A 26,068-nucleotide genomic window follows, 5' to 3' on the forward strand; every position below is an offset into this window, starting at 1 on the left:
ATGCTGAGCATTCTCTGGAATCTGGCGGCGTTCATTGTTGCACTGGGTGTACTGATTACCGTGCATGAATTTGGCCATTTCTGGGTTGCTCGCCGCTGTGGCGTGCGCGTAGAGCGGTTTTCCATCGGCTTTGGGAAATCACTCTGGACGCGCACCGACCGCCACGGCACGGAATTTGTCATCGCCCTTATCCCGTTGGGCGGCTACGTCAAAATGCTCGACGAACGCGTCGAGCCTGTCGCTCCTGAGCTGCGACACAGCGCATTCAACAATAAAACCGTTGGACAACGCGCCGCCATCATTGCTGCCGGACCGGTAGCCAACTTCATCTTTGCGATTTTCGCTTACTGGCTGGTGTTTATCATCGGCGTCCCGGGCGTACGTCCGGTGGTGGGTGAAATTGCCCCCAATTCCATCGCGGCGAGTGCGCAAATTACATCCGGGATGGAACTTAAAGCGATTGATGGCATCGAAACCCCTGATTGGGATGCCGTGCGACTGCAGCTGGTAGCTAAAATTGGCGATCCGCAGACCACCATCAGCGTATCGCCGTTTGGTTCAGATACACGTCAGGACAAAGTACTCGATTTACGTCACTGGCGTTTCGAGCCAGACAAAGAAGATCCCGTCGCTGCGCTGGGCATTCGTCCACGCGGCGCGCAGATCGAGCCGGTATTAGCCGAAGTACAGGCAAATTCGGCGGCGAGCAAAGCGGGTTTGCAAGCGGGCGACAGGATCGTTAAAGTCGATGGTCAACCATTAACAGAGTGGATGACCTTTGTTACTCTGGTGCGCGATAATCCGGGAACGTCTCTCGCGCTGGAAGTTGAAAGGCAGGGCAGTCCGCTTTCGCTGACGCTGATCCCGGATACGAAGTCGGTCGGCAAAAAGGCAGAAGGGTTCGCAGGCGTTGTGCCGAAAGTGATCCCGCTGCCAGATGAGTACAAGACAATACGCCAGTATGGGCCGTTCAGCGCCATCCTTGAAGCCACGGATAAAACATGGCAACTGATGAAGCTGACGGTCAACATGTTGGGGAAATTGATAACCGGTGATGTGAAACTGAACAACCTCAGTGGGCCAATTTCGATTGCTCAGGGGGCTGGGATGTCAGCGGAATTCGGGGTGATTTACTATCTCATGTTCCTCGCGCTCATTAGCGTGAACCTTGGGATAATCAACCTGTTCCCGCTTCCCGTTTTAGACGGGGGTCATCTGCTGTTTTTGGCGATTGAAAAGCTAAAAGGCGGACCGGTATCCGAGCGAGTTCAAGACTTTAGTTATCGCATTGGCTCGATTTTGCTGGTGCTGTTAATGGGGCTTGCACTTTTCAATGATTTCTCTCGGTTGTAAGAGAGTGTTAGGAAGAACGCATAATAACGATGGCGATGAAAAAGTTGCTCATAGCGTCGCTGCTGTTTAGCAGCGCCACCGTATACGGTGCTGACGGGTTCGTAGTGAAAGACATTCATTTCGAAGGCCTCCAGCGTGTCGCCGTTGGTGCGGCCCTCCTCAGTATGCCTGTACGCCCCGGCGATACGGTTAATGATGATGATATCAGTAACACCATCCGTGCTCTGTTTGCCACCGGCAACTTTGAGGACGTCCGCGTCCTGCGCGATGGTGATACGCTGCTGGTACAGGTAAAAGAACGTCCGACGATCGCCAGTATCACTTTCTCCGGTAACAAGTCGGTGAAAGATGACATGCTCAAGCAGAACCTTGAAGCATCCGGTGTTCGTGTGGGTGAGTCCCTGGACCGCACAACCCTTTCAGACATTGAAAAAGGTCTGGAAGACTTCTACTACAGCGTCGGTAAATACAGCGCCAGCGTGAAAGCGGTTGTCACTCCGCTGCCGCGTAACCGTGTTGACCTGAAGCTGGTCTTCCAGGAAGGTGTTTCTGCGAAGATCCAGCAGATCAACATTGTCGGCAACCACGCGTTCAGCACCGACGAACTGATCTCCACCTTCCAGCTGCGCGATGAAGTGCCATGGTGGAACGTGGTAGGCGATCGCAAATACCAGAAACAAAAACTGGCAGGCGACCTTGAAACTCTGCGCAGCTACTATCTCGATCGTGGCTATGCGCGTTTCAACATCGACTCGACTCAGGTCAGTCTGACTCCGGACAAGAAAGGCATCTACATTACGGTTAACATCACCGAAGGCGAGCAGTACAAGCTTTCTGGTGTTGAAGTGAGTGGTAACCTTGCGGGGCATTCTGCTGAAATCGAATCGCTGACCAAAATTCAGCCGGGCGATCTGTACAGCGGTTCCAAAGTAACCAAAATGGAAGACAGCATTAAGAAGCTGCTCGGCCGCTATGGTTATGCCTATCCGCGCGTACAGACTCAGCCGGAAATCAATGACGCGGATAAAACCGTTAAGCTGCACGTGAATGTGGATGCGGGCAACCGTTTCTACGTGCGTAAGATCCGCTTCGTCGGTAACGACACCTCCAAAGATTCCGTTCTGCGTCGCGAAATGCGTCAGATGGAAGGCGCATGGTTGGGAAGCGACCTCGTTGATCAGGGTAAAGAGCGTCTGAACCGTCTGGGCTATTTTGAAACGGTGGATACCGATACCCAGCGCGTACCGGGCAGCCCGGATCAGGTTGATGTCGTATATAAAGTGAAAGAGCGCAACACCGGTAGCTTTAACTTCGGTGTGGGCTACGGTACTGAAAGCGGCGTCAGCTTCCAGGTCGGCGTGCAGCAGGATAACTGGCTGGGTACGGGTTACTCTGTCGGTATTAACGGCACCAAAAACGACTACCAGACCTACTCTGAGTTCTCTGTGACGAACCCATACTTCACCGTAGACGGTGTGAGCCTGGGCGGTCGTATCTTCTATAACGACTTTAAAGCAGATGACGCGGACCTGTCTTCATACACCAACAAGAGTTACGGTGTAGACGGTACGCTTGGCTTCCCGGTTAACGAATACAACACCCTGCGTGCAGGCTTGGGCTACGTGCATAACGACCTGTCCAACATGCAACCGCAGGTGGCAATGTGGCGTTACCTGGACTCTATTGGTCAGTCGGCAAGTAAGTCCAGTGATAATAACGGTTTCGCTGCGGATGACTTCACCTTTAACTACGGCTGGACCTATAACCGCCTTGACCGTGGTTACTTCCCAACGGAAGGTTCTCGCGTCAACCTGAACGGTAAAGTTACCGTGCCGGGTTCCGATAACGAGTTCTACAAGGTCACGCTGGATACCGCATCCTACTTCCCGATTGATGACGATCATAAGTGGGTAGTCCTGGGTCGTACCCGTTGGGGCTATGGAGATGGTCTGGGTGGCAAAGAAATGCCATTCTACGAAAACTTCTATGCGGGTGGTTCCAGCACCGTTCGTGGCTTCCAGTCCAATAACATTGGTCCGAAAGCGGTCTACTACGGCGGGAACGACAAAGACAACTGTTATAAGTCTTCCTCCTCCGAAGTCTGTAGCTCTGATGATGCGGTGGGCGGTAACGCAATGGCGGTGGCCAGCCTGGAGTTCATCACACCAACGCCGTTTATCAGTGATAAATACGCGAACTCTGTCCGTACGTCCTTCTTCTGGGATGCCGGTACAGTATGGGATACCAACTGGCAGAATACAGCCCAGATGCGTGCGGCAGGCGTTCCAGATTATAGCGATCCGAGCAATATTCGCATGTCTGCCGGTATCGCATTACAATGGATGTCACCGCTGGGGCCGTTGGTCTTCTCTTACGCCCAGCCGTTTAAGAAATATGATGGAGATAAGTCGGAGCAATTCCAGTTTAACATTGGTAAAACCTGGTAATAATCCGCTGCAAAGGAATGCGTTGGCAGTGTAGCGCTGACAACTGGCGATCGGAAAACGGTCGCCTTGCCACGCAAAGAACGGTACCTTCTGGTGCCAATGGGATGGTAAGGAGTTAATTGTGAAAAAGTGGTTATTAGCTGCAGGTCTCGGTTTAGCGATGGCAACTTCTGCTCAGGCAGCAGACAAAATTGCAATCGTCAACATGGGTAATTTGTTCCAGCAGGTTGCACAGAAAACGGGTGTTTCTGCGACTCTGGAAAACGAATTCAAAGGCCGTGCAAGCGAACTGCAGGGTATGGAAAACGATCTTCAGTCCAAAATGCAGCGTCTGCAGCGTGATGGTTCTACCATGAAAGCAAGCGAGCGCAGCAAACTGGAAAAAGACGTAATGGCTCAGCGTCAGACGTTCTCCCAGAAAGCTCAGGCTTTCGAGCAGGATCGTCAGCGTCGTTCTAACGAAGAACGTGGCAAGCTGGTGACTCGCATTCAGACTGCTGTTAAAGCAGTAGCTGCCGATCAGAGCATCGATCTGGTTGTTGATGCGAACGCCGTCGCTTTCAACAGCAAAGATGTTAAAGACATCACCGCTGATGTTCTGAAACAGGTTAAATAAGTAATGCCTTCAATTCGACTGGCTGATTTAGCTCAGCAGTTGGATGCAGAATTACACGGTGATGGCGATCTCGTCATCACCGCTGTTGCGTCCATGCAATCTGCTAAAGCTGGCACGATTACCTTTATGGTAAGCCCTAAGTACCGTGAGCAACTGGCTCAATGCCAGGCGTCAGCTGTTGTTCTGACGCAGGACGATCTTCCATTTGCCACTGTAAGCGCGCTGGTAGTGAAAAACCCCTACCTGACGTATGCACGCATGGCTCAAATTCTTGATACCACGCCGCAGCCGGCCCAGAACATTGCTGCCAGCGCAGCGATTGATCCGACGGCTAAGCTGGGTAACAACGTCGCCGTTGGCGCAAATGCGGTTATCGAATCCGGCGTTGTGCTGGGCGATAACGCCGTCATTGGCCCGGGCTGCTTCGTTGGGAAAAATACGAAAATCGGCGCCGGGACCCGTTTATGGGCCAATGTGTCCGTTTATCATGATGTTGAAATTGGCGAAAATTGCCTTGTCCAGTCCAGCACCGTCATTGGTTCTGATGGCTTTGGTTACGCTAACGATCGCGGTAACTGGGTTAAGATCCCGCAGCTTGGTCGCGTTATTATTGGCGATCGCGTGGAGATCGGCGCCTGTACCACCATTGACCGTGGCGCGCTTGACGACACGATCATTGGCAATGGTGTTATCATCGATAACCAGTGCCAGATTGCGCATAACGTTGTGATTGGCGACAATACCGCGGTTGCGGGTGGCGTCATCATGGCAGGCAGCCTGAAAATTGGCCGTTATTGCATGATTGGCGGCGCGAGCGTGATTAATGGCCATATGGAAATATGCGACAAGGTGACTGTGACGGGAATGGGCATGGTAATGCGTCCTATCACTGAACCTGGCGTGTATTCCTCAGGTATTCCGCTACAACCCAACAAGGTATGGCGTAAAACAGCAGCTCTGGTGATGAACATTGATGATATGAGCAAGCGCCTCAAGTCTCTTGAGCGTAAGATCGATCAACAAGATTAAGCGTCATCCGTTGAACGCTATTTTTCCCGGCCTGTCGGCTTTCTAATAAACCGGCAGGCCGTGTTATTATTGTTATCAGTACATTTTGACAGGAAGAGTATTTTGACTACTGACACTCATACTCTGCATATTGAAGAGATTTTAGAACTTCTGCCGCACCGCTACCCGTTTCTGCTGGTAGACCGTGTGCTGGATTTTGAAGAAGGTCGTTTTCTGCGCGCAGTGAAAAATGTTTCCGTGAACGAGCCGTTCTTCCAGGGGCACTTCCCTGGTAAGCCTATCTTCCCGGGTGTGTTGATTCTGGAAGCGATGGCTCAGGCTACCGGTATTCTGGCGTTTAAAAGCGTCGGCAAACTGGAGCCAGGTGAGCTGTATTACTTCGCGGGTATTGATGAAGCGCGCTTTAAGCGCCCTGTCGTGCCTGGTGATCAGATGATCATGGAAGTCACTTTTGAAAAAACGCGTCGTGGCCTGACTCGCTTCAAAGGCGTAGCGCTGGTTGACGGCAAAGTTGTTTGCGAAGCGACGATGATGTGTGCTCGTAGCCGGGAGTCCTGATACGTGATTGATAAATCCGCCTTTATTCATCCTACCGCTATTGTGGAAACCGGTGCCATCATTGGCGCTAACGTCCACATTGGCCCGTTTTGTATTGTTGGACCCCATGTCGAAATTGGTGAGGGTACAGTACTGAAATCTCACGTTGTCGTGAATGGTCACACGACCATTGGCTGCAATAACGAGATCTATCAGTTCGCTTCCATCGGCGAAGTTAACCAGGATCTGAAATATGCTGGTGAGTCGACCCGTCTGGAAATTGGCGATCGTAACCGTATTCGCGAAAGCGTCACTATTCATCGTGGAACAGTACAGGGTGGTGGGTTGACGAAGGTGGGCAGCGATAACCTGTTTATGGTTAATGCGCATATCGCGCACGACTGTACCGTGGGTGACCGCTGTATTCTTGCCAACAACGCAACGCTGGCAGGACACGTATCGGTTGATGACTTCGCAATTATTGGCGGCATGACCGCAGTCCATCAGTTCTGCATCATTGGTGCGCACGTGATGGTAGGCGGATGCTCCGGTGTGGCGCAGGACGTTCCACCGTATGTGATTGCGCAGGGCAACCATGCCACGCCGTTTGGCGTGAACATCGAAGGCCTCAAGCGTCGTGGTTTTAGTCGCGAAGCGATTACTGCCATCCGCAACGCGTACAAACTGCTGTACCGTAGCGGTAAAACGCTGGAAGAGGCGAAGCCGGAAATTGCCGAGCTGGCGAATAAGCACCCGGAAGTGAACGCGTTCATGGAATTCTTTGACCGTTCAACAAGGGGTCTGATTCGTTAATGGTCGACAGTCGTCCGCTTACGATAGCCCTGGTCGCCGGAGAAACCTCCGGCGATATTCTTGGTGCCGGTCTCATCCGCGCGCTTAAGGCGCGTGTACCCAATGCTCGCTTTGTCGGCGTTGCTGGTCCGCTAATGCAGGCCGAAGGCTGTGAAGCCTGGTATGAAATGGAAGAGCTCGCCGTGATGGGCATCGTTGAGGTGCTGGGACGGCTACGCCGTTTGCTGCACATCCGCGCCGATCTCACCCGTCGTTTTACCGAACTCAAACCCGATGTGTTTGTCGGTATCGATGCGCCTGATTTCAACATTACCCTCGAAGGGAATCTGAAAAAGCAGGGTATCAAAACGATTCACTACGTCAGTCCGTCCGTCTGGGCGTGGCGACAGAAACGCGTTTTCAAAATCGGACGGTCCACCAACCTGGTGCTGGCTTTCCTGCCTTTCGAAAAAGCGTTTTACGACAGATTTAATGTTCCGTGCCGTTTTATCGGTCATACCATGGCGGATGCGATGCCATTGGAACCGGATAAAAACGCGGCGCGCGACGCGCTGGGCATCCCGCATGATGTGCACTGTCTGGCCTTACTGCCAGGCAGCCGTGGCGCAGAAGTTGAGATGCTGAGCGCTGATTTCCTCAAAACTGCGCAAATTCTTCGCCAGACCTATCCGGATCTTGAAGTGGTTGTTCCGCTGGTAAATGCCAAGCGCCGCGAGCAGTTTGAGCGCATCAAAGCGGAAGTCGCCCCGGATCTTCACGTCCGTCTTCTGGACGGGAAAGGGCGGGAAGCGATGTATGCGAGCGATGCCGCGCTGTTGGCCTCCGGTACGGCGGCGCTGGAATGTATGCTGGCGAAATGCCCTATGGTGGTCGGCTATCGCATGAAGCCGTTCACCTTCTGGCTGGCAAAACGTCTGGTGAAAACGGATTATGTCTCCCTGCCAAACCTGCTTGCCGGGCGCGAGCTGGTGAAAGAGCTGCTGCAGGATGAGTGCCAGCCGCAGGCGCTTGCCGATGCGCTGCTGCCGCTGCTCGCCAACGGCAAGACCAGCCACCAGATGCACGATACCTTCCGCGAACTGCATCAACTGATCCGCTGTAATGCTGATGAGCAAGCGGCTGATGCGGTGCTGGAGCTAGCAAAATGATGGAATTTGTTTATCCTCACACTCGCCTTGTGGCGGGCGTGGACGAAGTGGGTCGCGGCCCGTTGGTAGGGGCAGTGGTGACCGCCGCGGTGATCCTCGATCCGGATCGCCCGATTATCGGGCTGAACGACTCTAAAAAATTGTCAGAAAAGCGCCGTCTGGCGCTGTTTAGTGAGATCCAGGAGAAGGCGCTGGCCTGGAGCCTGGGGCGCGCTGAACCGCATGAAATAGACGAACTGAATATTTTGCATGCCACGATGCTGGCGATGCAGCGTGCGGTTGCAGGTCTGAAAATTTCCCCGGAATATGTTCTGATTGACGGCAACCGCTGTCCGGCATTGCCCATGCCATCAATGGCGGTCGTTAAAGGCGATAGCCGGGTCGCAGAAATTAGCGCAGCTTCTATTATTGCCAAAGTGACGCGCGACGCCGAAATGGCCGCGCTGGACCTCACTTATCCTCAGTATGGTTTCGCCCAGCATAAGGGGTATCCCACACCTTTCCACCTGGAAAGGCTGGCTGAACATGGCGCAACCGAACATCACCGGCGCAGTTTTGGCCCGGTGAAGCGCGCGCTGGGACGGGTGTCCTGAATCAATACGCAAGCAATTAAGTAACGCGGAATCTGAAGATGGCTGAACCACGTTTCGTACACCTGCGGGTGCATAGCGACTACTCCATGATCGATGGGCTGGCGAAGACCGGGCCGCTGGTAAAAAAGGCGGCCTCCCTTGGTATGCCCGCGCTGGCGATCACCGATTTTACCAACCTGTGTGGCCTGGTGAAGTTCTACGGAACGGCGCACGGCGCGGGGATGAAGCCCATCGTCGGCGCAGATTTTCACGTGCAAAGCGATCTCATCGGCGATGAAATGACGCAAATCTCCGTGCTGGCGATGAACAACACGGGCTATCAAAACCTTACGCTGCTGATCTCAAAAGCCTATCAGCGCGGTTATGGCGCGCTGGGGCCGTGGATCGACCGTGACTGGCTGGCTGAACTGAACGAAGGGCTGCTGCTGATCTCGGGTGGCCGTATGGGTGACGTCGGCAAATGTCTGCTGCGCGGCAATAGCGCGCTGGTGGATCAATGCGTCTCGTTCTATGAAGAATATTTCCCGAATCGTTATTACCTGGAGTTGATCCGTACCGGCCGTCAGGATGAAGAGAGCTATCTTCATGCCGCGGTGGCGCTCGCAGAGGAGCGCGGTTTGCCCGTGGTGGCCACCAACGACGTGCGGTTCCTTGAGGCGGGTGATTTCGACGCGCATGAGATTCGCGTGGCGATCCACGATGGCTTCACGCTCGACGATCCGAAGCGGCCGCGTAATTACTCCGCGCAACAGTACATGCGCAGCGAGGAGGAGATGTGTGAGCTCTTCTCCGATATCCCCGAAGCGCTGGAAAACAGCGTAGAGATTGCCAAGCGCTGCAACGTCACCGTTCGCCTCGGCGAATACTTCCTGCCGCAGTTCCCGACGGGTGACATGACCACGGAAGATTTCCTGGTCGCGAAATCAAAAGAAGGCCTGGAAGAGCGTCTGGAATTCCTGTTCCCGGATGAAGAAGAGCGTAAAAAGCGTCGCCCTGAGTATGACGAACGCCTGGACATTGAACTCCAGGTAATCAACCAGATGGGCTTCCCGGGCTACTTCCTGATCGTTATGGAGTTCATCCAGTGGTCGAAGGATAACGGCGTGCCGGTTGGACCGGGCCGTGGCTCCGGTGCGGGCTCGCTGGTGGCGTACGCGCTGAAAATTACCGACCTCGATCCGCTGGAATTCGACCTGCTGTTCGAACGTTTCCTTAACCCGGAACGTGTCTCTATGCCCGACTTCGACGTCGACTTCTGCATGGAGAAACGCGATCAGGTCATTGAGCACGTGGCCGATATGTACGGCCGTGATGCGGTATCGCAGATTATTACCTTCGGTACGATGGCGGCGAAAGCGGTTATCCGCGACGTGGGACGCGTGCTGGGCCACCCGTACGGGTTTGTCGATCGTATTTCTAAGCTGGTGCCGCCCGATCCGGGCATGACGCTGGCAAAAGCGTTTGAAGCCGAACCTCAGCTGCCGGAAATCTACGAAGCTGACGAAGAGGTCAAAGCGCTGATCGACATGGCGCGCAAGCTGGAAGGCGTCACGCGTAACGCCGGTAAGCATGCGGGGGGCGTGGTTATCGCCCCAACTAAAATTACGGATTTTGCACCGCTTTACTGTGACGAAGCGGGCCAACACCCGGTAACCCAGTTTGACAAGAACGACGTGGAATACGCCGGGCTGGTAAAGTTCGACTTCCTGGGCCTGCGTACGTTGACCATCATCAACTGGGCGCTGGAGATGATTAACGCCCGCCGCGAGAAGAACGGCGAACCGCCGCTGGATATCGCGGCCATCCCGCTGGATGACAAGAAAAGTTTCGATATGCTGCAGCGCTCGGAGACCACCGCCGTCTTCCAGCTTGAATCCCGCGGCATGAAAGATCTGATTAAGCGCCTGCAGCCCGACTGCTTCGAAGATATGATCGCACTGGTTGCCCTGTTCCGTCCGGGCCCGCTGCAGTCAGGGATGGTAGATAACTTTATCGACCGTAAGCACGGTCGCGAAGAGATTTCTTACCCGGACGTTCAGTGGCAGCATGAAAGCCTGAAGCCGGTACTGGAGCCCACCTACGGCATCATCCTGTATCAGGAACAGGTCATGCAGATTGCTCAGGTGCTTTCCGGCTATACGCTCGGCGGCGCGGACATGCTGCGTCGTGCGATGGGTAAGAAAAAGCCGGAAGAGATGGCCAAGCAGCGTTCCATCTTTGAAGACGGGGCGAAGAAAAACGGCGTTGACGGCGAGCTGGCGATGAAAATCTTCGACCTGGTGGAGAAATTCGCCGGGTACGGGTTTAACAAATCCCACTCCGCCGCCTATGCTTTGGTGTCGTATCAAACGCTGTGGCTGAAAGCGCACTATCCTGCTGAATTTATGGCGGCGGTAATGACGGCCGATATGGACAACACCGAGAAGGTGGTTGGCCTGGTGGACGAGTGCTGGCGTATGGGGCTGAAGATCCTGCCGCCGGATATTAACTCAGGGCTCTACCACTTCCACGTCAACGACGACGGAGAGATCGTTTACGGGATCGGCGCGATCAAAGGCGTGGGCGAAGGTCCGATCGAGGCGATCATCGAAGCGCGTAACAACGGCGGGTATTTCCGCGAGCTGTTCGATCTTTGCGCTCGTACCGACACCAAAAAACTGAACCGTCGCGTGCTGGAAAAACTGATCATGTCCGGCGCGTTTGACAGACTCGGGCCGCATCGCGCCGCGCTGATGAATTCCCTCGGCGACGCGCTGAAAGCGGCGGATCAGCATGCAAAAGCGGAAGCCATTGGTCAGGCGGATATGTTCGGGGTGCTGGCGGAAGAGCCAGAGCAGATCGAACAATCTTATTCCAACTGCCAGCCGTGGCCAGAACAGGTCGTACTGGATGGGGAGCGTGAGACGTTAGGCTTGTACCTGACGGGGCACCCGATCAACCAGTACATCAAAGAAATTGAGCGCTATGTCGGCGGCCACAGGCTTAAAGACATGCATCCGACAGAACGTGGTAAAATCACCACGGCTGCGGGGCTCGTGATTGCCGCAAGGGTTATGGTCACCAAGCGCGGCAATCGTATCGGCATCTGTACGCTGGATGACCGTTCCGGGCGTCTGGAGGTGATGTTGTTCACCGACGCGCTGGATAAATACCAGCAATTGCTGGAAAAAGACCGCATACTTATCGTCAGCGGACAGGTCAGCTTTGATGACTTCAGTGGGGGGCTTAAAATGACCGCCCGCGAAGTGATGGACATTGACGAAGCCCGGGAAAAATATGCTCGCGGGCTTGCTATCTCGCTGACGGACAGGCAAATTGATGACCAGCTTTTAAACCGACTCCGTCAGTCTCTGGAACCCCACCGCTCGGGGACAATTCCAGTACATCTCTACTATCAGAGGGCGGATGCACGCGCGCGGTTGCGCTTTGGTGCAACGTGGCGTGTCTCTCCGAGCGATCGTTTACTGAACGATCTCCGTGGCCTCATTGGTTCGGAGCAGGTGGAACTGGAGTTTGACTAATACAGGAATACTATGAGTCTGAATTTCCTTGATTTCGAACAGCCGATTGCTGAGCTGGAAGCGAAAATCGATTCTCTGACAGCGGTAAGCCGTCAGGATGAAAAACTGGATATTAACATCGACGAAGAAGTGCATCGTCTGCGCGAGAAAAGCGTAGAGCTGACGCGCAAAATCTTTGCCGATCTCGGCGCATGGCAGGTGGCCCAGCTGGCCCGCCATCCACAGCGTCCGTACACCCTGGATTATGTCCGCCTGGCGTTTGACGAATTTGACGAACTGGCAGGCGATCGCGCATACGCTGACGATAAAGCTATCGTTGGCGGTATCGCGCGTCTGGACGGACGCCCGGTGATGATCATTGGTCATCAGAAAGGTCGTGAAACCAAAGAGAAAATCCGTCGTAACTTCGGTATGCCAGCACCAGAAGGCTACCGTAAAGCCCTGCGTCTGATGGAGATGGCTGAGCGTTTCAACATGCCAATCATCACCTTCATCGACACCCCGGGTGCATACCCTGGCGTGGGCGCGGAAGAGCGCGGTCAGTCTGAAGCTATCGCGCGCAACCTGCGCGAGATGTCTCGTCTGAAGGTGCCGGTCATCTGTACCGTTATCGGTGAGGGTGGTTCCGGCGGTGCGCTTGCGATTGGCGTGGGCGATAAAGTGAATATGCTGCAGTACAGCACCTATTCCGTTATCTCTCCGGAAGGCTGCGCGTCCATTCTGTGGAAAAGCGCCGACAAAGCGCCGCTGGCCGCGGAAGCAATGGGCATCATTGCGCCACGCCTGAAAGAGCTTAAGCTGATCGACTCCATCATCCCGGAACCACTGGGTGGTGCACATCGTAAGCCGGAAGTGATGGCAGCGTCCCTGAAAGCGCAGCTGCTGGCTGACCTGGCAGACCTGGACGTGCTGAGCAAAGACGATCTGCTCAACCGTCGTTACCAGCGTCTGATGACCTACGGTTACGCGTAAGCTTCACAATTATCTGAAAAGCCGCACACTGTTGCGGCTTTTTTTATACCTGCGGTTTAGCCGGACTATGCTTAGCTAATGTTTTTTAAGGAGGAAGCCCATGAATATCATTGCCGTTATGGGGCCACACGGCGTCTTTTATAAAGATGAGCCGATTAAGGAGCTGGAGCAAGCCCTGCAGTCGCGCGGGTATCAGCTAATCTGGCCGCACAACAGCGCCGATCTGCTGAAGTTCATCGAGCATAACCCGCGTATCTGCGGCGTGATCTTCGACTGGGACGAATATGATCTTGAACTGTGCAGCGATATCAACAGGCTGAACGAATATCTCCCGCTGTACGCCTTTATTAATACCCACTCAACCATGGACGTCAGCGCCAATGATATGCGTATGGCGCTGTGGTTCTTTGAATATTCACTCGGCGTGGCGGAAGACATTGCGACCCGAATTCAGCAATACACGAATGAATATCTCGATAACATCACTCCGCCGTTTACTCGCGCGCTCTTCACCTACGTGAAGGAGGGCAAATATACCTTCTGTACGCCAGGGCATATGGCAGGGACGGCCTATCAAAAAAGCCCGGTGGGCTGCCTGTTCTATGATTTCTTCGGTGGCAACACCCTGAAAGCGGACGTGTCGATTTCAGTCACCGAACTAGGCTCTCTGCTGGATCACACCGGCCCGCATCTGGAAGCCGAAGAGTATATCGCCCGCACCTTTGGCGCCGAACAGAGCTATATGGTGACCAACGGCACTTCGACCTCGAACAAAATCGTCGGGATGTACGCTGCGCCTGCTGGCAGCACCTTGCTGATTGACCGTAACTGCCATAAATCGCTGGCACACCTGCTGATGATGAGCGACGTCGTACCGCTCTGGCTGTCGCCCACGCGTAACGCGCTCGGTATTCTTGGCGGTATTCCGCGCCGGGAGTTCACCCATGACGCCATTGAACGTAAGGTTGCGGCAATTCCTGGCGCAAGCTGGCCTGTCCATGCGGTGATCACCAACTCCACCTACGACGGTCTGCTGTACAACACGAACTGGATCAAACAGACGCTGGACGTGCCGTCGATCCACTTCGATTCCGCATGGGTGCCATACACTAATTTCCATCCTATTTACGCCGGCAAAAGCGGCATGAGCGGTGAACGCGTGCCGGGTAAAGTGTTCTTCGAAACGCAGTCGACCCATAAAATGCTCGCGGCGTTTTCCCAGGCTTCGCTTATTCACATCAAAGGCGAGTACGACGAAGACACGTTCAACGAAGCCTTTATGATGCATACCACCACCTCACCGAGCTATCCGCTGGTAGCCTCCATAGAAACGGCCGCGGCAATGCTGCGCGGCAATCCGGGCAAACGACTCATCAACCGTTCGGTAGAACGCGCGCTGCATTTCCGCAAAGAGGTTCAGCGACTGAAAGATGAAGCCGACGGCTGGTTCTTTGATATCTGGCAGCCGGAAGAGATTGATGAAGCAGAATGCTGGCCCGTCTCGCCCGGAGAAGACTGGCATGGCTTCCGGGATGCCGATAGCGACCATATGTTCCTCGACCCGGTAAAAGTGACGATCCTGACGCCGGGTATGGATGAGCAGGGCAGGATGAGTGATGAAGGTATTCCGGCCGCGCTGGTCGCGAAATTCCTTGATGAACGTGGCGTAGTGGTGGAGAAAACCGGCCCCTATAACCTGCTGTTCCTGTTCAGTATTGGTATCGATAAAACCCGGGCGATGGGGTTGCTGCGCGGCCTGATGGAGTTTAAGCGCGCCTACGATCTCAACCTGCGGGTGAAAAACATGCTGCCGGATCTCTACGCGGAGGATCCTGACTTCTATCGAAATATGCGCATTCAGGATCTGGCCCAGGGGATCCACAGGCTGATCCGTCAGCACGATCTGCCGCGTCTGATGCTTCAGGCGTTCGATGTCTTACCGGAGATGAAGTTTACCCCGCACAAAGCATGGCAGCGCCAGGTGAAAGGGGAGGTCGAAACCGTCGAGCTGGAAAACCTGGTCGGGCGCGTATCGGCTAACATGATCCTGCCATACCCGCCGGGCGTTCCGCTCCTGATGCCGGGAGAGATGATTACCGAAGAGAGTCGGGCCGTGCTCGATTTCCTGCTGATGCTCTGTTCGGTTGGGCGGCACTATCCCGGTTTTGAGACGGATATCCACGGTGCGAAGCGCGACGAGAACGGCGTTTACTGGGTGCGAGTCCTAAAATAAGGGTGACCGCTTGCCAGGTGCGGGTTTTCGGTTGTAACGTTCAGGCATCATAAAAAGGAGAAGCTATGCTGGGTTTAAAACAGGTTCATCATATTGCGATCATTGCGACCGACTACGCGAAAAGTAAGGCCTTCTACTGCGACATCCTGGGCTTTACGCTCATAAGCGAGGCCTACCGCGAGGAGCGTGACTCCTGGAAGGGCGACCTGGCGTTAAACGGGCAATATGTGATTGAGCTGTTCTCTTTTCCTTTTCCGCCTGCGCGTCCGTCCCGCCCGGAAGCCTGTGGACTGCGTCATCTTGCCTTCAGCGTCGATGACCTGGATAGCGCGGTAAAACATCTGGAGGCGCACGGCGTGACGTGCGAAGCGATACGCGTCGATCCGTTCACCGACAAGCGTTTTACCTTTTTCAACGACCCGGACGGCCTGCCCCTGGAGCTTTATCAGCAGTAATGGTTGTCCTGTGTGATAATGCCCGCTCAGTTCGGGCATTTTTTATGTGTAATCTCCTATGACCTTACCCGCTATCGCACAAGCCGTTTCACCGTACCGCCAGCTGCTGGTGGGGTTTAGCGGTGGCCTGGATTCTACCGTGTTGCTGCATCGTCTAAAGCTTTGGCGCGATCGGGAACCTGACGTCCAGCTTCGGGCGATGCATATTCACCACGGATTAAGTCCTCACGCAGAGGCGTGGGTGGCGCACTGCGAAGCCTTATGTGCGGCCTGGGCGATCCCGCTCATCGTTGAGCGAGTGACGCTTGCGGAGGAAGGGCTGGGCATCGAGGCGCAGGCGCGGAAAGCCCGCTATGCCGCGTTTGCCGGGGCATTACGTGCTGGAGAAGCGCTGGTCACGGCCCAGCATCTGGACGATCAGTGTGAAACCTTTCTGCTGGCGCTTAAGCGGGGTAGCGGGCCGGCGGGACTTTCTGCCATGCCGGCGCGTTCTGAATTTGCCGGCACAACGTTACTGCGTCCGCTGCTTGGCGAGACGCGTGCCTCACTGGAAGCCTGGGCGCGAGAACATCAGCTGAACTGGATCGAAGATGAGAGTAACCAGGATGACGGCTATGACCGTAACTTCCTGCGCCTGCGCGTCCTCCCGCTTTTGGGCGAGCGCTGGCCGCATTTCGCCGACGCGACGGCAAGAAGCGCCATGCTGTGCGCCGAACAGGAGTTGTTGCTGGATGAGCTGTTGAGCGACGAGCTGGCTGGGCTGATTTCTGCCGACGGGGCGCTGGCGATCGCACCGATGAAAGCGATGAGTCCGGTACGTCGCGCCGCGCTGCTACGACGCTGGCTGGCCTTTCATCGCGCCGCGATGCCGTCGAGGACAATGCTGAGCCGTATCTGGGAAGAAGTCGCTCTGGCGCGGGATGATGCTTCCCCGTGCGTCCACCTGAACGGTTTTGAGGTTAGACGCTATAAGGGGGAGCTCTGGTGGATAAAATCCATGCCCTCGCTGACCGATGTGGTGCTCGACTGGCTTTCTCCTGACGCGCCCCTGATATTGCCCTGTGAGGCAGGACGCGTTTCTCTTCTGTCGTCTGGTCATGTGCGGCTGCCGAAGCCCGGAGAACCTGTCACCGTGCGCTTTAAGGCTGGCGGCATGCTGCATATCGTCGGGCGCAACGGGGGACGGAAGCTGAAGAAAATATGGCAGGAGTGTAACGTGCCGCCGTGGCTACGCGACACCACGCCGCTGCTGTTCTACGGTGAAACGCTTATCGCTGCGGCAGGGGTTTTCATCACGGAAGAGGGGTGGTCAGAAGAGGGTGTCCGTTTTGAGTGGCAAAAAGCGTAACGGGCAGCCAGGCTGCCCGTTAGTGTCATCAGGATTCGCTCACCACGACGGTGCCGATTTGCGGGTGGCTGAAGCTGGCTATTTTGTCCAGACGCAGCTCACGCGTCGCACCGGCGTCTTCCACTATCAGGTATTCCACATTCTTTCGTGAAACCAGATCGCTGGCTTTCGCCTTCAACACTTCGCCATCTTTTAGCTCCAGCGTCAGTAATAAATGATGCTGGCAGGCGAGTTCGAGGTTGTCATAGTCATCACAATTGATGGGTTGATAAGTATCATTCATCGACATAATCGCTCACCAGTAAATTCGCCGCAGCATACGCTGCTTTTTCCCTGACCGACTCTGAAAGGCTCTCATCAGAGGCCACTTCATTAAGCACCTTCAATACACAGCCCAACGCGTCCGGGACATACCCCAGATCTCCGCTGGCGATTTCCGCATACCGTTTGCGAATTAACTCACAATAATTATTCACATCCCCTCCCGCCAGCGCACTGACTTACTGTGAGATATCATTAAGCCTACGAAGATAAACTCGGTTTAGCAAGGTGACTATACCATACTCATTTAAGCAATATCAGCGCCTTGATAGCGGTGTATTTATCACCCCATAACAGCCTTTTGCCGCGGTTTTAGCTACAATGAGCGCCTGATTCGAATGGAGTTCTCTCATGGCGCTGAAAGCGACAATTTATAAAGCAGTGGTCAATGTGGCCGATCTTGATCGCAACCAGTTCCTCGACGCGTCGCTTACGCTGGCACGCCACCCCTCCGAAACGCAGGAGCGCATGATGCTGCGCCTGCTGGCGTGGATTAAGTACGCCGACGAGCGTCTGCAGTTTACCCGTGGATTAAGCGCAGAAGACGAGCCTGAAGCCTGGCTGCGCAACGATCATCTGGGTATCGATTTGTGGATCGAACTCGGCCTGCCTGACGAGCGCAGAATTAAGAAGGCCTGCACCCAGTCCGCTGAAGTGGCCTTATTCGCGTATAATCAGCGCGCTGCGGAGATCTGGTGGCAGCAAAACAAGAGCAAGTGCGGACAGTTTAAAAATCTCACGGTCTGGTATCTGGACGATGAGCAGCTGGCGCAGTTGAGCGAATTTGCCAGCCGGACCATGATTTTGCAGGCGACGATTCAGGATGGCGCCATCTGGCTCTCTGATTCTCAGAATAATCTGGAAATTCATTTAACGGCGTGGCAACCCGCGTCATGATCGTCTTGTCCCTAAACGTCAGCATCCCTGACAACGAGCTGGAAATCACCGCCATCCGTGCGCAGGGGGCTGGCGGGCAGCACGTCAACAAGGCGTCGACGGCTATCCATTTGCGTTTTGACATTCGGGCCTCAAGCCTGCCAGAGTATTATAAAGAAAGCCTGCTTGCCGCCAGCCATCACCTGATCACCAGCGATGGCGTGATTGTGATCAAAGCCCAGGAGTACCGCAGCCAGGAGCTCAACCGGGAAGCGGCGATAGCCAGGCTGGTGGCGGTCATCAAAGAGTTAACGACGGTACAAAAAAGCCGCCGGGCAACGCGGCCAACCCGCGCATCGAAAGAGCGTCGGTTGTCCTCGAAGGCCCAAAAATCCACAGTGAAAGCACTACGCGGTAAAGTTCGTCGCCCGACAGAGTGACGAAAGGGAACACACTTTTCATAAGGAATTCATTGTGAAAAAAGTATTATGGTCAGCGCTGGCAGCGAGTACGCTTTTTGCGCTTTTTGGGTGTAACAACCGCTCCGAAACGCAGGTTTTACAACCCACGCAAACGGAAGAATTAAAACCAATGCAGCAGAGCTGGCGCGGCGTATTGCCTTGCGCGGACTGCGAAGGCATTGAAACGTCTCTGTTCCTGCAAAAAGACGGCACCTGGGTGATGAACCAGCGCTATCAGGGTGCAAAAGAGCCTTCTTCTTTTGCAACTTATGGAACATGGGCGCGTACGGCCGAGAAGCTGGTCCTGACGGACACCACCGGTGAGAAAACCTTTTTCCGCGCCAAAGGTGAGGGGATGGAGATGCTTGACCGCGAAGGCAACCCGATTGAATCCCAGTTCAACTACACGCTTGCGCCGGTAAAAGCGGCTCTGCCTGCCACGCCGATGGCAATGCGGGGAATGTACTTCTATATGGCGGATGCGGCGATCTTTACCGACTGCGCAACCGGCAGGAAGGTCAGCGTGGCAAACAATGCGCAGCTTGAACGTGATTACGCTGTGGCACGCGGCAATGACAGCAAGCCGGTATTGCTGACGGTTGACGGTCACTTTACGCTGGAGCCAAACCCGGATAGCGGGGAGATGGTGAAAACGCTGGTGGCAGATAAAGACGCGAAGTTTGTTGCGGGTAAAGACTGTAACAGTAAATAAGCTGACGCTGAGTCATTAAAAAACCCCGCCTGAGCGGGGTTTTTTGTTTAGCCTTTGATGGCTTTCACCAGGTAATCAAGAATGTCGCCGGTCTTGATCATCTGTTTTTCGCCGCTGCGACGGTATTTGTATTCAATTTCATCGCTGTCGAGGTTACGGTCGCCGATGACGACGGTGTGCGGGATACCGATCAGTTCCATATCGGCAAACATCACGCCTGGACGCTCTTTACGGTCATCCATCAGCACTTCGATACCCTGAGCGCGCAGCTCGGCATACAGCTTCTCGGCCAGCTCCTGCACGCGGTAAGACTTGTGCATGTTCATTGGCAGAATGGCCACCTGGAACGGCGCGATATTGTCCGGCCAGACGATGCCGCGTTCGTCGTAGTTCTGCTCAATCGCCGCAGCCACCACGCGCGTCACCCCGATACCGTAGCAACCCATGGTCAGGATCTGGTTACGGCCATCTTCACCCTGAACAGCGGCGTTCAGCGCCCGAGAGTATTTATCGCCCAGCTGGAAGATGTGACCGACTTCGATGCCGCGCTTAATCATCAGGGTACCCTGACCGTCCGGGCTTGGATCGCCTGCAACCACGTTACGGATGTCAGCCACTTCCGGCGTCGCCACGTCGCGATCCCAGTTAATGCCGAAGTAGTGTTTACCGTCGATGTTCGCACCGGCGGAGAAGTCGCTCATCGCGGCTACCGTGCGGTCAATAACAACCGGCACCGGCAGATTGACTGGACCCAGTGAACCTGGACCCGCATTCACCACGGCGCGGATTTCCGCTTCCGTTGCGAAGGTCAGCGGGCTGGCTACCTGCGGCAGCTTCTCGGCTTTCACTTCGTTCAGCTCATGATCGCCACGCACCAGCAGGGCAACCAGCGGATAAGCGCTACCTTCGGTGGATTTCACCAGCAGGGTTTTCACGGTTTTTTCGACTGGCAGATTGAACTGCTCAACCAGCTCGGCGATGGTTTTCGCGTTTGGCGTATCAACCAGCGTCATCTCTTGCGTTGCCGCGCCGCGTGGTTCTTTTGGTGCCAGCGCTTCTGCAAATTCGATGTTCGCCGCGTAGTCTGAAGAGTCAGAGAAGATCACATCGTCTTCACCGCTCTGCGCCAGTACCTGGAACTCATGGGATGCGCTACCGCCAATGGAGCCGGTATCAGCCTGCACAGCGCGGAAATCCAGACCCATGCGGGAGAAAATTTTGCTGTACGCCGCGTACATTGCGTCGTAAGTCTCTTGCAGTGATTCCTGAGAGGTATGGAAAGAGTAAGCATCTTTCATCAGGAATTCGCGAGAGCGCATGACGCCGAAACGTGGGCGAACTTCGTCACGGAACTTGGTCTGGATCTGGAAGAAGTTCAGCGGCAGCTGTTTGTAAGAGCTCAGCTCGTTACGAATCAGGTCGGTAATGACTTCTTCATGCGTTGGGCCGAGAACGAAAGGACGCTCGCCGCGATCGACAAAGCGCAGCAGTTCAGGACCATATTGCTCCCAACGGCCGCTCTCCTGCCACAGGTCAGCGGGCTGAACCACAGGCATGGACACCTCGATAGCACCGGCGTTGTTCATCTCTTCACGCACGATGTTTTCGACTTTTTTCAGGACGCGCACGCCGGTCGGCAGCCAGGTGTATAACCCGGAGGCCAGCTTGCGGATCATCCCGGCGCGCAGCATCAGCTGATGGCTGATCACTTCGGCGTCGGCAGGCGTCTCCTTCAGAGTGGAGAGCAGATATTGGCTAGTACGCATGTTGTTACGGTTCCATTTCGACGATTGGAACAGGCTGAAACACCAGCCTGACACAAAAAAAGTGGTTTAGTTTACCAGTGTGGTAAAGATGCCAAAAGAGAGGAGAACAAAATTACCTGGGTTCAAGGGCAAACACTTCAAAACCTGCCCCGGTGACGCGCCAGCGAACGTTGAAATCAAGCAGCCAGACGGCGTACGTTTTTCCTTCTTCCTCTTCTTTACGGTAGGCCGGACGCGGGTCCTGTGCCAGAACTTCAGTGATGAAATCCCGTACGCGAGGATAGCGTTTCTCCAGCTGACCGAGCTGCGCGGTTATCTCTGACGTAAAATAAACAGGCATGTCCGCCTGCGGCGCGTCCTGAGCATAGCTTGCACGCGCGTCCGGGAGCGCTTCGGCGAAGGGCAAATAGGGTTTGATGTCGATTACCGGCGTGCCGTCTACCAGGTCCAGACTACCTAACTCCAGTATCACCCGATCTTTCTGGCAACGTATGCCTTTCAGTTCAACCAGCGACATGCCAACCGGGTTTGGGCGAAAGGTCGAGCGAGTCGCAAACACGCCCATTCTCGCATTTCCGCCAAGACGAGGAGGACGCACGGTAGGACGCCAGCCGCCTTCCATCGTCTGGTGAAACACGAACACCACCCATAAATGGCTGAAAGCCTCGAGCCCGCGTACTGCATCGGCCTGATTGTAAGGCGCAATCAGGTGTAACTCACCGCTTCCGCTGGTGACCAGACCGGGCTGGCGGGGGACGGCGAACTTCTCTTTATAAGGAGAGTGGATAACGCCTATCTGCTCGAACTGAAATGCACTCATTTCGCCGTGATGTTCAGCGCAGAACCGATGCAAACCGCCTGACGATAGCAGCCCGGCGTGCCGCTGGTGACTTCACAGCTGTGCAGCAGAACCGCGTTGGCTTTCATTTTTGCGGCATTAATCTGCATACGTTTACGCGCTGTCGGAATATTCGGTGGTGAGTCCTGATTGGTCGCCTGACAGGATTCGCCGCTCACTTCGCCCAGTTCACGGAACGGTTTACCGACGAGTTCGTCCGCTTTCGTGATAATACGAACCGGCGCAGGGCGAACCACTTTCGGTTTCGCAGGCTCGGTCTTTGGCGGGGTTGCCGTGCTTTGAACAGGTTCAACGGGAGATCTGCTTAGCATAGAACAGCCGCTCAGCATGAGTGCTAAAAGACAGATCGGTAAAGCACGCATAATATTTCCTCAATGGATAATCAAAACGTCAGATATTGAATCAGTTGACTGCACAAATGACAAGACGGGCATAAGCCCGTCCTGATGATATTACACTGAGGTGAGATTACCAGCCTTTAACAGCGCCGCCGTTAAACACTTTGTTGGCTTCCTGGTAAACTTCGTCTGACTGATAGGCCTGAACGAATTTCTTCACGTTTTCCGCGTCCTTGTTGTCTTCGCGAGTCACGATCAGGTTAACGTACGGGGAGTCTTTATCTTCAACGAAGATACCGTCTTTGGCTGGCGTCAGGCCAATCTGGCTGGCGTACGTGGTGTTGATAACGGCCAGAGCAATCTGCGCATCGTCCAGAGAACGTGGCAGTTGCGGTGCTTCCAGTTCAACGATTTTCAGATTTTTCGGGTTCTCGGTGACGTCCAGAACGGTTGGCAGCAGGCCAACACCGTCTTTCAGTTTGATCAGGCCCACTTTCTGCAGCAGCAGCAGGGAACGACCAAGGTTAGTTGGGTCGTTAGGCACGGCAACCTGAGAGCCCGGCTGCAGTTCGTCCAGTGATTTAATTTTCTTAGAGTAACCGGCAATCGGATAAACGAAGGTGTTACCGACACCCACCAGTTTATAACCGCGATCTTTAATCTGCTGATCCAGGTATGGCTTATGCTGGAAGGCATTCGCGTCGATATCGCCTTTGCTCAGCGCTTCGTTCGGCAGAACGTAATCGTTGAAGGTCACCAGCTCCACGTCCAGGCCATACTTCTCTTTTGCCACTTTCTGAGCAACTTCCGCAACCTGCTGTTCTGCACCTACGATAACGCCCACTTTAATGTGGTTTGGATCCTTTTCGTCCTGACCGCAACCCACCAGTGCCAGAGAGCCGATCAGTGCGCCTACTGCTGCGAAGGTCTTTAATTTAAACGCCATGTTTTATCCTTAACTCGTAGAGTTTGTGTTGTGTGTAACGTTATTTGTGCGTAACAGCCCGGACGATGCGATCGCCAGAGAACTGGATTAAGTAAACCAGAACAACCAGCAATACCAGAACGGTATTCATCACGGTAGCGTTATATCCAATATAGCCGTACTGGTAACCAATCTGACCTAAACCGCCGGCACCAACGGCACCGCCCATCGCGGAATAACCGACCAGGGTGATAAGCGTAATAGTTGCCGCATTCACCAGCCCAGGCAGCGCCTCAGGCAGCAGAACCTTGCGGACGATCTGCATCGGCGTGGCACCCATCGCGCGTGATGCTTCGATCAAACCGGTTGGGATCTCCAGCAGGGCGTTTTCCACCATACGGGCAATAAACGGCGCAGCGCCAACGGTCAGCGGAACGATAGCTGCCTGCAGGCCGATAGACGTTCCGACGATCACGCGGGTAAATGGAATCATCCACACCAGCAGAATAATGAACGGGATAGAACGGAAGATGTTTACCAGCGCGGAGAGCGTACGGTACAGTTTCGCGTTCTCAATGATTTGCCCCGGGCGCGTCACGTACAGCAATACGCCGACCGGCAGGCCAATCACAAAACCAAAGAAGCCAGAGACAAAGGTCATTGCCAGCGTTTCCCAAACGCCGCGAACCAGCAGCCACATCATCGGCTCAGACATAACCCAGTACCTCTACTTTTACATGGTGTTCTTGCAGCCAGGCAATCGCGGCCTGGGTTTCTTCTTGTGTGCCGTGCATTTCTGTCAGCATGATGCCGAACTTCACGCCACCGGCGTAATCCATCTGCGCGCTGATGATGTTGTTGTTCACGTTAAAGCGACGCGCGGTTTCGGAAAGCAGGGGAGCGTCAACGGACTGACCGGTGAACTCCATGCGCAGCATCGGGACGCTGTCTGCTGCGGGTTCGGTTTTCAAACGCTCCAGATAATCTTCCGGAATATCCAGATGTAGCGTGGACTGGATGAACTGCTGTGCCAGAGGCGTCTTCGGATGCGAAAACACTTCACTTACCGTGTCCTGCTCGATCAGTTCACCGTTGCTGATGACCGCCACGCAGTCGCAGATGCGTTTCACCACGTCCATCTCATGTGTAATAAGGAGGATCGTCAGGCCCAGGCGACGGTTAATGTCTTTCAGCAGTTCCAGAATCGAACGCGTGGTTGCCGGATCCAGTGCGCTGGTGGCTTCATCACACAGAAGTACCTTAGGGTTGCTTGCCAGCGCGCGGGCAATGGCCACACGCTGTTTTTGCCCACCGGACAGATTTGCCGGGTAGCTATCATGTTTGTCGCCCAGACCCACGAGGTCTAGCAGCTCGGTAACGCGACGCTTCACTTCTTCTTTCGGCGTGTTATCCAGCTCAAGCGGCAGGGCAACGTTGCCGAACACGGTGCGGGAAGCCAGCAGGTTAAAGTGCTGGAAGATCATGCCAATCTGACGACGCGCTTTGGTGAGTTCTTTCTCTGAGAGGGCGGTAAGTTCCTGGCCGCCAACTTCTACGCTGCCCTGGGTTGGGCGCTCAAGCAGGTTAACACAACGAATCAGCGTGCTTTTACCTGCACCCGATGCGCCAATGACGCCATAAATTTGACCAGCAGGAACATGCAGGCTGACGTTATTCAGTGCCTGAATGGTTCGGTTCCCCTGCTGGAACACTTTGGTGATATTGGAAAGTTTAATCATTAGATTATTTTTATCGTATGTAAGTTAGCCGTGGCATTTTCTTCTGCCAGATACGGGTGATGACCGTAAACAAAACGGATGTTAAGGCATCCAGACGTCTAAATCAATCCAACTCTGTACGATGAGCACTTTATTGCGCTGCGATTCATGAGATACTAGTCGAACATGCCTTTTTCAGGAGCAAACCGGTGGCAAAATCAGTACCCGCAATTTTTCTCGATCGTGACGGCACTATTAATGTGGATCACGGTTATGTCCATGAGATTGATGAGTTCGAGTTTATCGAGGGCGTAATAGATGCCATGCGCCAGCTGAAAGAGATGGGCTATGCGCTGGTGGTGGTGACGAACCAGTCCGGTATTGCACGCGGTAAATTCACCGAAGCGCAGTTCGAAACGCTGACGGAATGGATGGACTGGTCGCTGGCCGACCGAGGCGTGGATCTCGACGGTATCTACTATTGTCCGCACCATCCACAGGGAACGGTAGAAGCGTATCGCCAGACCTGTGACTGTCGTAAGCCGCATCCGGGGATGTTCATCTCTGCGCAGGAGTTCCTGCATATTGATATGGCGGCTTCTTATATGGTGGGTGATAAATTGGAAGATATGCAGGCAGCAGCGGCAGCGGGTGTAGGAACCAAAATATTAGTTCGCACCGGTAAGCCAGTGACGCCAGAAGCAGAAAATGCAGCGGATTGGGTGATTAATAGCCTGGCCGACCTGCCAAAAGAGATTAAAAAGCACCAAAAATAGCCTTTTTGGTGAAAAGGTGAGCGGTTGAAATAAAAATGCATTTTTCCGCTTGTCATTCCTCGGCGGCCCCCTATAATGCGCCTCCATCGACACGGCGGATGTGAATCACTTCACAAACAACCCGGTCGGTTGAAGAGAAAAATTCTGAAATAACGGGTTGACTCTGAAAGAGGAAAGCGTAATATACGCCACCTCGCAACGGTGAGCGAAAGCCGCGTTGCACTGCTCTTTAACAATTTATCAGACAATCT

At 54.4% G+C, this 26,068-nt stretch carries 25 protein-coding genes; 17 read left to right on the forward strand and 8 right to left on the reverse strand.

Translation table 11 applies throughout. The features are described 5' to 3' along the window. The 13 genes from rseP (at position 1) to tilS (ending at position 17,065) form a co-directional block, all read left to right on the forward strand. On the forward strand, positions 1-1,353 hold the full coding sequence (gene rseP, locus ACOTZC_RS08570) for a sigma E protease regulator RseP (protein WP_023310458.1): 1,353 nt from the start codon (positions 1-3) through the stop codon (positions 1,351-1,353). A gap of 29 nt (positions 1,354-1,382) precedes the next feature. Further along, on the forward strand, positions 1,383-3,800 hold the full coding sequence (gene bamA / locus ACOTZC_RS08575; RefSeq protein ID WP_023310459.1) for an outer membrane protein assembly factor BamA: 2,418 nt from the start codon (positions 1,383-1,385) through the stop codon (positions 3,798-3,800). A 121-nt stretch (positions 3,801-3,921) separates the two neighbouring features. Beyond that, positions 3,922-4,416, forward strand: coding sequence for a molecular chaperone Skp (skp, locus tag ACOTZC_RS08580; RefSeq protein WP_023310460.1), 495 nt, complete (start codon positions 3,922-3,924; stop codon positions 4,414-4,416). A gap of 3 nt (positions 4,417-4,419) precedes the next feature. Beyond that, positions 4,420-5,445: a UDP-3-O-(3-hydroxymyristoyl)glucosamine N-acyltransferase gene (gene lpxD, locus ACOTZC_RS08585; protein ID WP_045355193.1), complete on the forward strand. Its 1,026-nt coding sequence runs from the start codon at positions 4,420-4,422 to the stop codon at positions 5,443-5,445. A 102-nt stretch (positions 5,446-5,547) separates the two neighbouring features. Beyond that, positions 5,548-6,003, forward strand: a complete 456-nt coding sequence (gene fabZ, locus ACOTZC_RS08590; RefSeq protein WP_010426706.1) for a 3-hydroxyacyl-ACP dehydratase FabZ — start codon at positions 5,548-5,550, stop codon at positions 6,001-6,003. Positions 6,004-6,006: 3 nt separating this feature from the next. Then, positions 6,007-6,795, forward strand: a complete 789-nt coding sequence (lpxA, locus tag ACOTZC_RS08595) for an acyl-ACP--UDP-N-acetylglucosamine O-acyltransferase (protein WP_023310462.1) — start codon at positions 6,007-6,009, stop codon at positions 6,793-6,795. Further along, positions 6,795-7,943: a lipid-A-disaccharide synthase gene (lpxB, locus tag ACOTZC_RS08600; protein ID WP_029741197.1), complete on the forward strand. Its 1,149-nt coding sequence runs from the start codon at positions 6,795-6,797 to the stop codon at positions 7,941-7,943. Before lpxA ends, lpxB begins: the two co-directional genes overlap by 1 nt. Continuing rightward, positions 7,940-8,536 (forward strand): ribonuclease HII, encoded by a 597-nt coding sequence (gene rnhB, locus ACOTZC_RS08605; protein ID WP_023310464.1) that lies wholly within the window; start codon positions 7,940-7,942, stop codon positions 8,534-8,536. The genes lpxB and rnhB overlap by 4 nt, the downstream gene beginning before the upstream one ends. A gap of 38 nt (positions 8,537-8,574) precedes the next feature. Continuing rightward, complete coding sequence (dnaE, locus tag ACOTZC_RS08610; RefSeq protein WP_045355195.1) at positions 8,575-12,057, forward strand: DNA polymerase III subunit alpha; 3,483 nt, start codon at positions 8,575-8,577, stop codon at positions 12,055-12,057. A gap of 12 nt (positions 12,058-12,069) precedes the next feature. Next, positions 12,070-13,029, forward strand: a complete 960-nt coding sequence (gene accA, locus ACOTZC_RS08615) for an acetyl-CoA carboxylase carboxyl transferase subunit alpha (RefSeq protein WP_023310466.1) — start codon at positions 12,070-12,072, stop codon at positions 13,027-13,029. Positions 13,030-13,129: 100 nt separating this feature from the next. Continuing rightward, positions 13,130-15,262, forward strand: coding sequence for a lysine decarboxylase LdcC (locus ACOTZC_RS08620; protein ID WP_126303547.1), 2,133 nt, complete (start codon positions 13,130-13,132; stop codon positions 15,260-15,262). Positions 15,263-15,327: 65 nt separating this feature from the next. After that, positions 15,328-15,717 (forward strand): VOC family protein, encoded by a 390-nt coding sequence (locus tag ACOTZC_RS08625; RefSeq protein ID WP_023310468.1) that lies wholly within the window; start codon positions 15,328-15,330, stop codon positions 15,715-15,717. Between the two features lie 58 nt (positions 15,718-15,775). Then, a complete protein-coding gene (gene tilS / locus ACOTZC_RS08630) occupies positions 15,776-17,065 on the forward strand; it encodes a tRNA lysidine(34) synthetase TilS (RefSeq protein WP_182931554.1) in 1,290 nt (429 codons plus the stop codon). 28 nt (positions 17,066-17,093) lie between these two features. Here the strand turns inward: tilS and rof are convergent, their stop codons facing one another. Together rof and ACOTZC_RS08640 are read right to left on the reverse strand one after the other, a co-directional pair. Beyond that, positions 17,094-17,354 carry a Rho-binding antiterminator gene (rof, locus tag ACOTZC_RS08635; protein WP_008501890.1) on the reverse strand — a complete coding sequence of 87 codons (261 nt, stop codon included), beginning with the start codon at positions 17,352-17,354 and terminating at the stop codon, positions 17,094-17,096. Continuing rightward, entirely contained in the window at positions 17,341-17,541 is a 201-nt protein-coding gene (locus tag ACOTZC_RS08640) for a YaeP family protein (protein ID WP_008501889.1), read from the reverse strand. The genes rof and ACOTZC_RS08640 overlap by 14 nt, the downstream gene beginning before the upstream one ends. Before the next feature lie 196 nt (positions 17,542-17,737). On the opposite strand from ACOTZC_RS08640, the gene ACOTZC_RS08645 reads away from it, so the two are divergent. From ACOTZC_RS08645 to nlpE, 3 genes are read left to right on the forward strand one after another with little or no spacing between them, the layout of a single operon-like run. After that, positions 17,738-18,283, forward strand: a complete 546-nt coding sequence (locus tag ACOTZC_RS08645) for a YaeQ family protein (RefSeq protein ID WP_032642470.1) — start codon at positions 17,738-17,740, stop codon at positions 18,281-18,283. Continuing rightward, complete coding sequence (arfB, locus tag ACOTZC_RS08650; RefSeq protein WP_248162674.1) at positions 18,280-18,702, forward strand: alternative ribosome rescue aminoacyl-tRNA hydrolase ArfB; 423 nt, start codon at positions 18,280-18,282, stop codon at positions 18,700-18,702. The genes ACOTZC_RS08645 and arfB overlap by 4 nt, the downstream gene beginning before the upstream one ends. A 34-nt stretch (positions 18,703-18,736) precedes the next feature. Further along, positions 18,737-19,435 (forward strand): envelope stress response activation lipoprotein NlpE, encoded by a 699-nt coding sequence (gene nlpE, locus ACOTZC_RS08655; RefSeq protein ID WP_032660574.1) that lies wholly within the window; start codon positions 18,737-18,739, stop codon positions 19,433-19,435. A 47-nt stretch (positions 19,436-19,482) separates the two neighbouring features. On the opposite strand, the gene proS is transcribed toward nlpE, so the two are convergent. From proS to metN, 6 genes are all read right to left on the reverse strand, one after another. Beyond that, positions 19,483-21,201: a proline--tRNA ligase gene (proS, locus tag ACOTZC_RS08660; RefSeq protein WP_033144681.1), complete on the reverse strand. Its 1,719-nt coding sequence runs from the start codon at positions 21,199-21,201 to the stop codon at positions 19,483-19,485. A gap of 112 nt (positions 21,202-21,313) precedes the next feature. Beyond that, the gene (gene tsaA / locus ACOTZC_RS08665) at positions 21,314-22,021 is read right to left on the reverse strand and encodes a tRNA (N6-threonylcarbamoyladenosine(37)-N6)-methyltransferase TrmO (protein WP_045401123.1); all 708 of its coding nucleotides are present in this window, start codon (positions 22,019-22,021) and stop codon (positions 21,314-21,316) included. Then, positions 22,018-22,422, reverse strand: coding sequence for an Rcs stress response system protein RcsF (gene rcsF, locus ACOTZC_RS08670; RefSeq protein WP_008501883.1), 405 nt, complete (start codon positions 22,420-22,422; stop codon positions 22,018-22,020). The genes tsaA and rcsF overlap by 4 nt, the downstream gene beginning before the upstream one ends. Before the next feature lie 106 nt (positions 22,423-22,528). Further along, positions 22,529-23,344, reverse strand: coding sequence for a methionine ABC transporter substrate-binding lipoprotein MetQ (metQ, locus tag ACOTZC_RS08675; protein WP_014168729.1), 816 nt, complete (start codon positions 23,342-23,344; stop codon positions 22,529-22,531). Between the two features lie 40 nt (positions 23,345-23,384). Further along, complete coding sequence (locus ACOTZC_RS08680; RefSeq protein ID WP_003856130.1) at positions 23,385-24,038, reverse strand: methionine ABC transporter permease MetI; 654 nt, start codon at positions 24,036-24,038, stop codon at positions 23,385-23,387. After that, positions 24,031-25,062: a methionine ABC transporter ATP-binding protein MetN gene (metN, locus tag ACOTZC_RS08685; RefSeq protein WP_023310475.1), complete on the reverse strand. Its 1,032-nt coding sequence runs from the start codon at positions 25,060-25,062 to the stop codon at positions 24,031-24,033. The genes ACOTZC_RS08680 and metN overlap by 8 nt, the downstream gene beginning before the upstream one ends. Before the next feature lie 188 nt (positions 25,063-25,250). Here metN and gmhB point away from each other — a divergent pair, with 188 nt between their 5' ends. Continuing rightward, positions 25,251-25,817, forward strand: a complete 567-nt coding sequence (gene gmhB, locus ACOTZC_RS08690) for a D-glycero-beta-D-manno-heptose 1,7-bisphosphate 7-phosphatase (protein ID WP_008501879.1) — start codon at positions 25,251-25,253, stop codon at positions 25,815-25,817. The last annotated feature ends 251 nt before the right edge of the window (positions 25,818-26,068 follow it).

The sequence above is a fragment of the Enterobacter cloacae complex sp. SHL009 genome (assembly GCF_049237205.1).
In the GTDB taxonomy this organism is placed as follows: Bacteria; Pseudomonadota; Gammaproteobacteria; order Enterobacterales; family Enterobacteriaceae; genus Enterobacter; species Enterobacter cloacae_M.

Bases quoted from the DNA above. Each gene is read 5' to 3' on its own strand.
- rseP (WP_023310458.1), top strand. From the start codon at position 1: ATGCTGAGCATTCTCTGGAATCTGGCGGCGTTCATTGTTGCACTGGGT.
- bamA (WP_023310459.1), top strand. From the start codon at position 1,383: ATGGCGATGAAAAAGTTGCTCATAGCGTCGCTGCTGTTTAGCAGCGCC.
- lpxD (WP_045355193.1), top strand. From the start codon at position 4,420: ATGCCTTCAATTCGACTGGCTGATTTAGCTCAGCAGTTGGATGCAGAA.
- lpxB (WP_029741197.1), top strand. From the start codon at position 6,795: ATGGTCGACAGTCGTCCGCTTACGATAGCCCTGGTCGCCGGAGAAACC.
- rnhB (WP_023310464.1), top strand. From the start codon at position 7,940: ATGATGGAATTTGTTTATCCTCACACTCGCCTTGTGGCGGGCGTGGAC.
- dnaE (WP_045355195.1), top strand. From the start codon at position 8,575: ATGGCTGAACCACGTTTCGTACACCTGCGGGTGCATAGCGACTACTCC.
- accA (WP_023310466.1), top strand. From the start codon at position 12,070: ATGAGTCTGAATTTCCTTGATTTCGAACAGCCGATTGCTGAGCTGGAA.
- ACOTZC_RS08620 (WP_126303547.1), top strand. From the start codon at position 13,130: ATGAATATCATTGCCGTTATGGGGCCACACGGCGTCTTTTATAAAGAT.
- ACOTZC_RS08625 (WP_023310468.1), top strand. From the start codon at position 15,328: ATGCTGGGTTTAAAACAGGTTCATCATATTGCGATCATTGCGACCGAC.
- tilS (WP_182931554.1), top strand. From the start codon at position 15,776: ATGACCTTACCCGCTATCGCACAAGCCGTTTCACCGTACCGCCAGCTG.
- rof (WP_008501890.1), bottom strand. From the start codon at position 17,354: ATGTCGATGAATGATACTTATCAACCCATCAATTGTGATGACTATGAC.
- ACOTZC_RS08645 (WP_032642470.1), top strand. From the start codon at position 17,738: ATGGCGCTGAAAGCGACAATTTATAAAGCAGTGGTCAATGTGGCCGAT.
- arfB (WP_248162674.1), top strand. From the start codon at position 18,280: ATGATCGTCTTGTCCCTAAACGTCAGCATCCCTGACAACGAGCTGGAA.
- proS (WP_033144681.1), bottom strand. From the start codon at position 21,201: ATGCGTACTAGCCAATATCTGCTCTCCACTCTGAAGGAGACGCCTGCC.
- tsaA (WP_045401123.1), bottom strand. From the start codon at position 22,021: ATGAGTGCATTTCAGTTCGAGCAGATAGGCGTTATCCACTCTCCTTAT.
- rcsF (WP_008501883.1), bottom strand. From the start codon at position 22,422: ATGCGTGCTTTACCGATCTGTCTTTTAGCACTCATGCTGAGCGGCTGT.
- metQ (WP_014168729.1), bottom strand. From the start codon at position 23,344: ATGGCGTTTAAATTAAAGACCTTCGCAGCAGTAGGCGCACTGATCGGC.
- ACOTZC_RS08680 (WP_003856130.1), bottom strand. From the start codon at position 24,038: ATGTCTGAGCCGATGATGTGGCTGCTGGTTCGCGGCGTTTGGGAAACG.
- metN (WP_023310475.1), bottom strand. From the start codon at position 25,062: ATGATTAAACTTTCCAATATCACCAAAGTGTTCCAGCAGGGGAACCGA.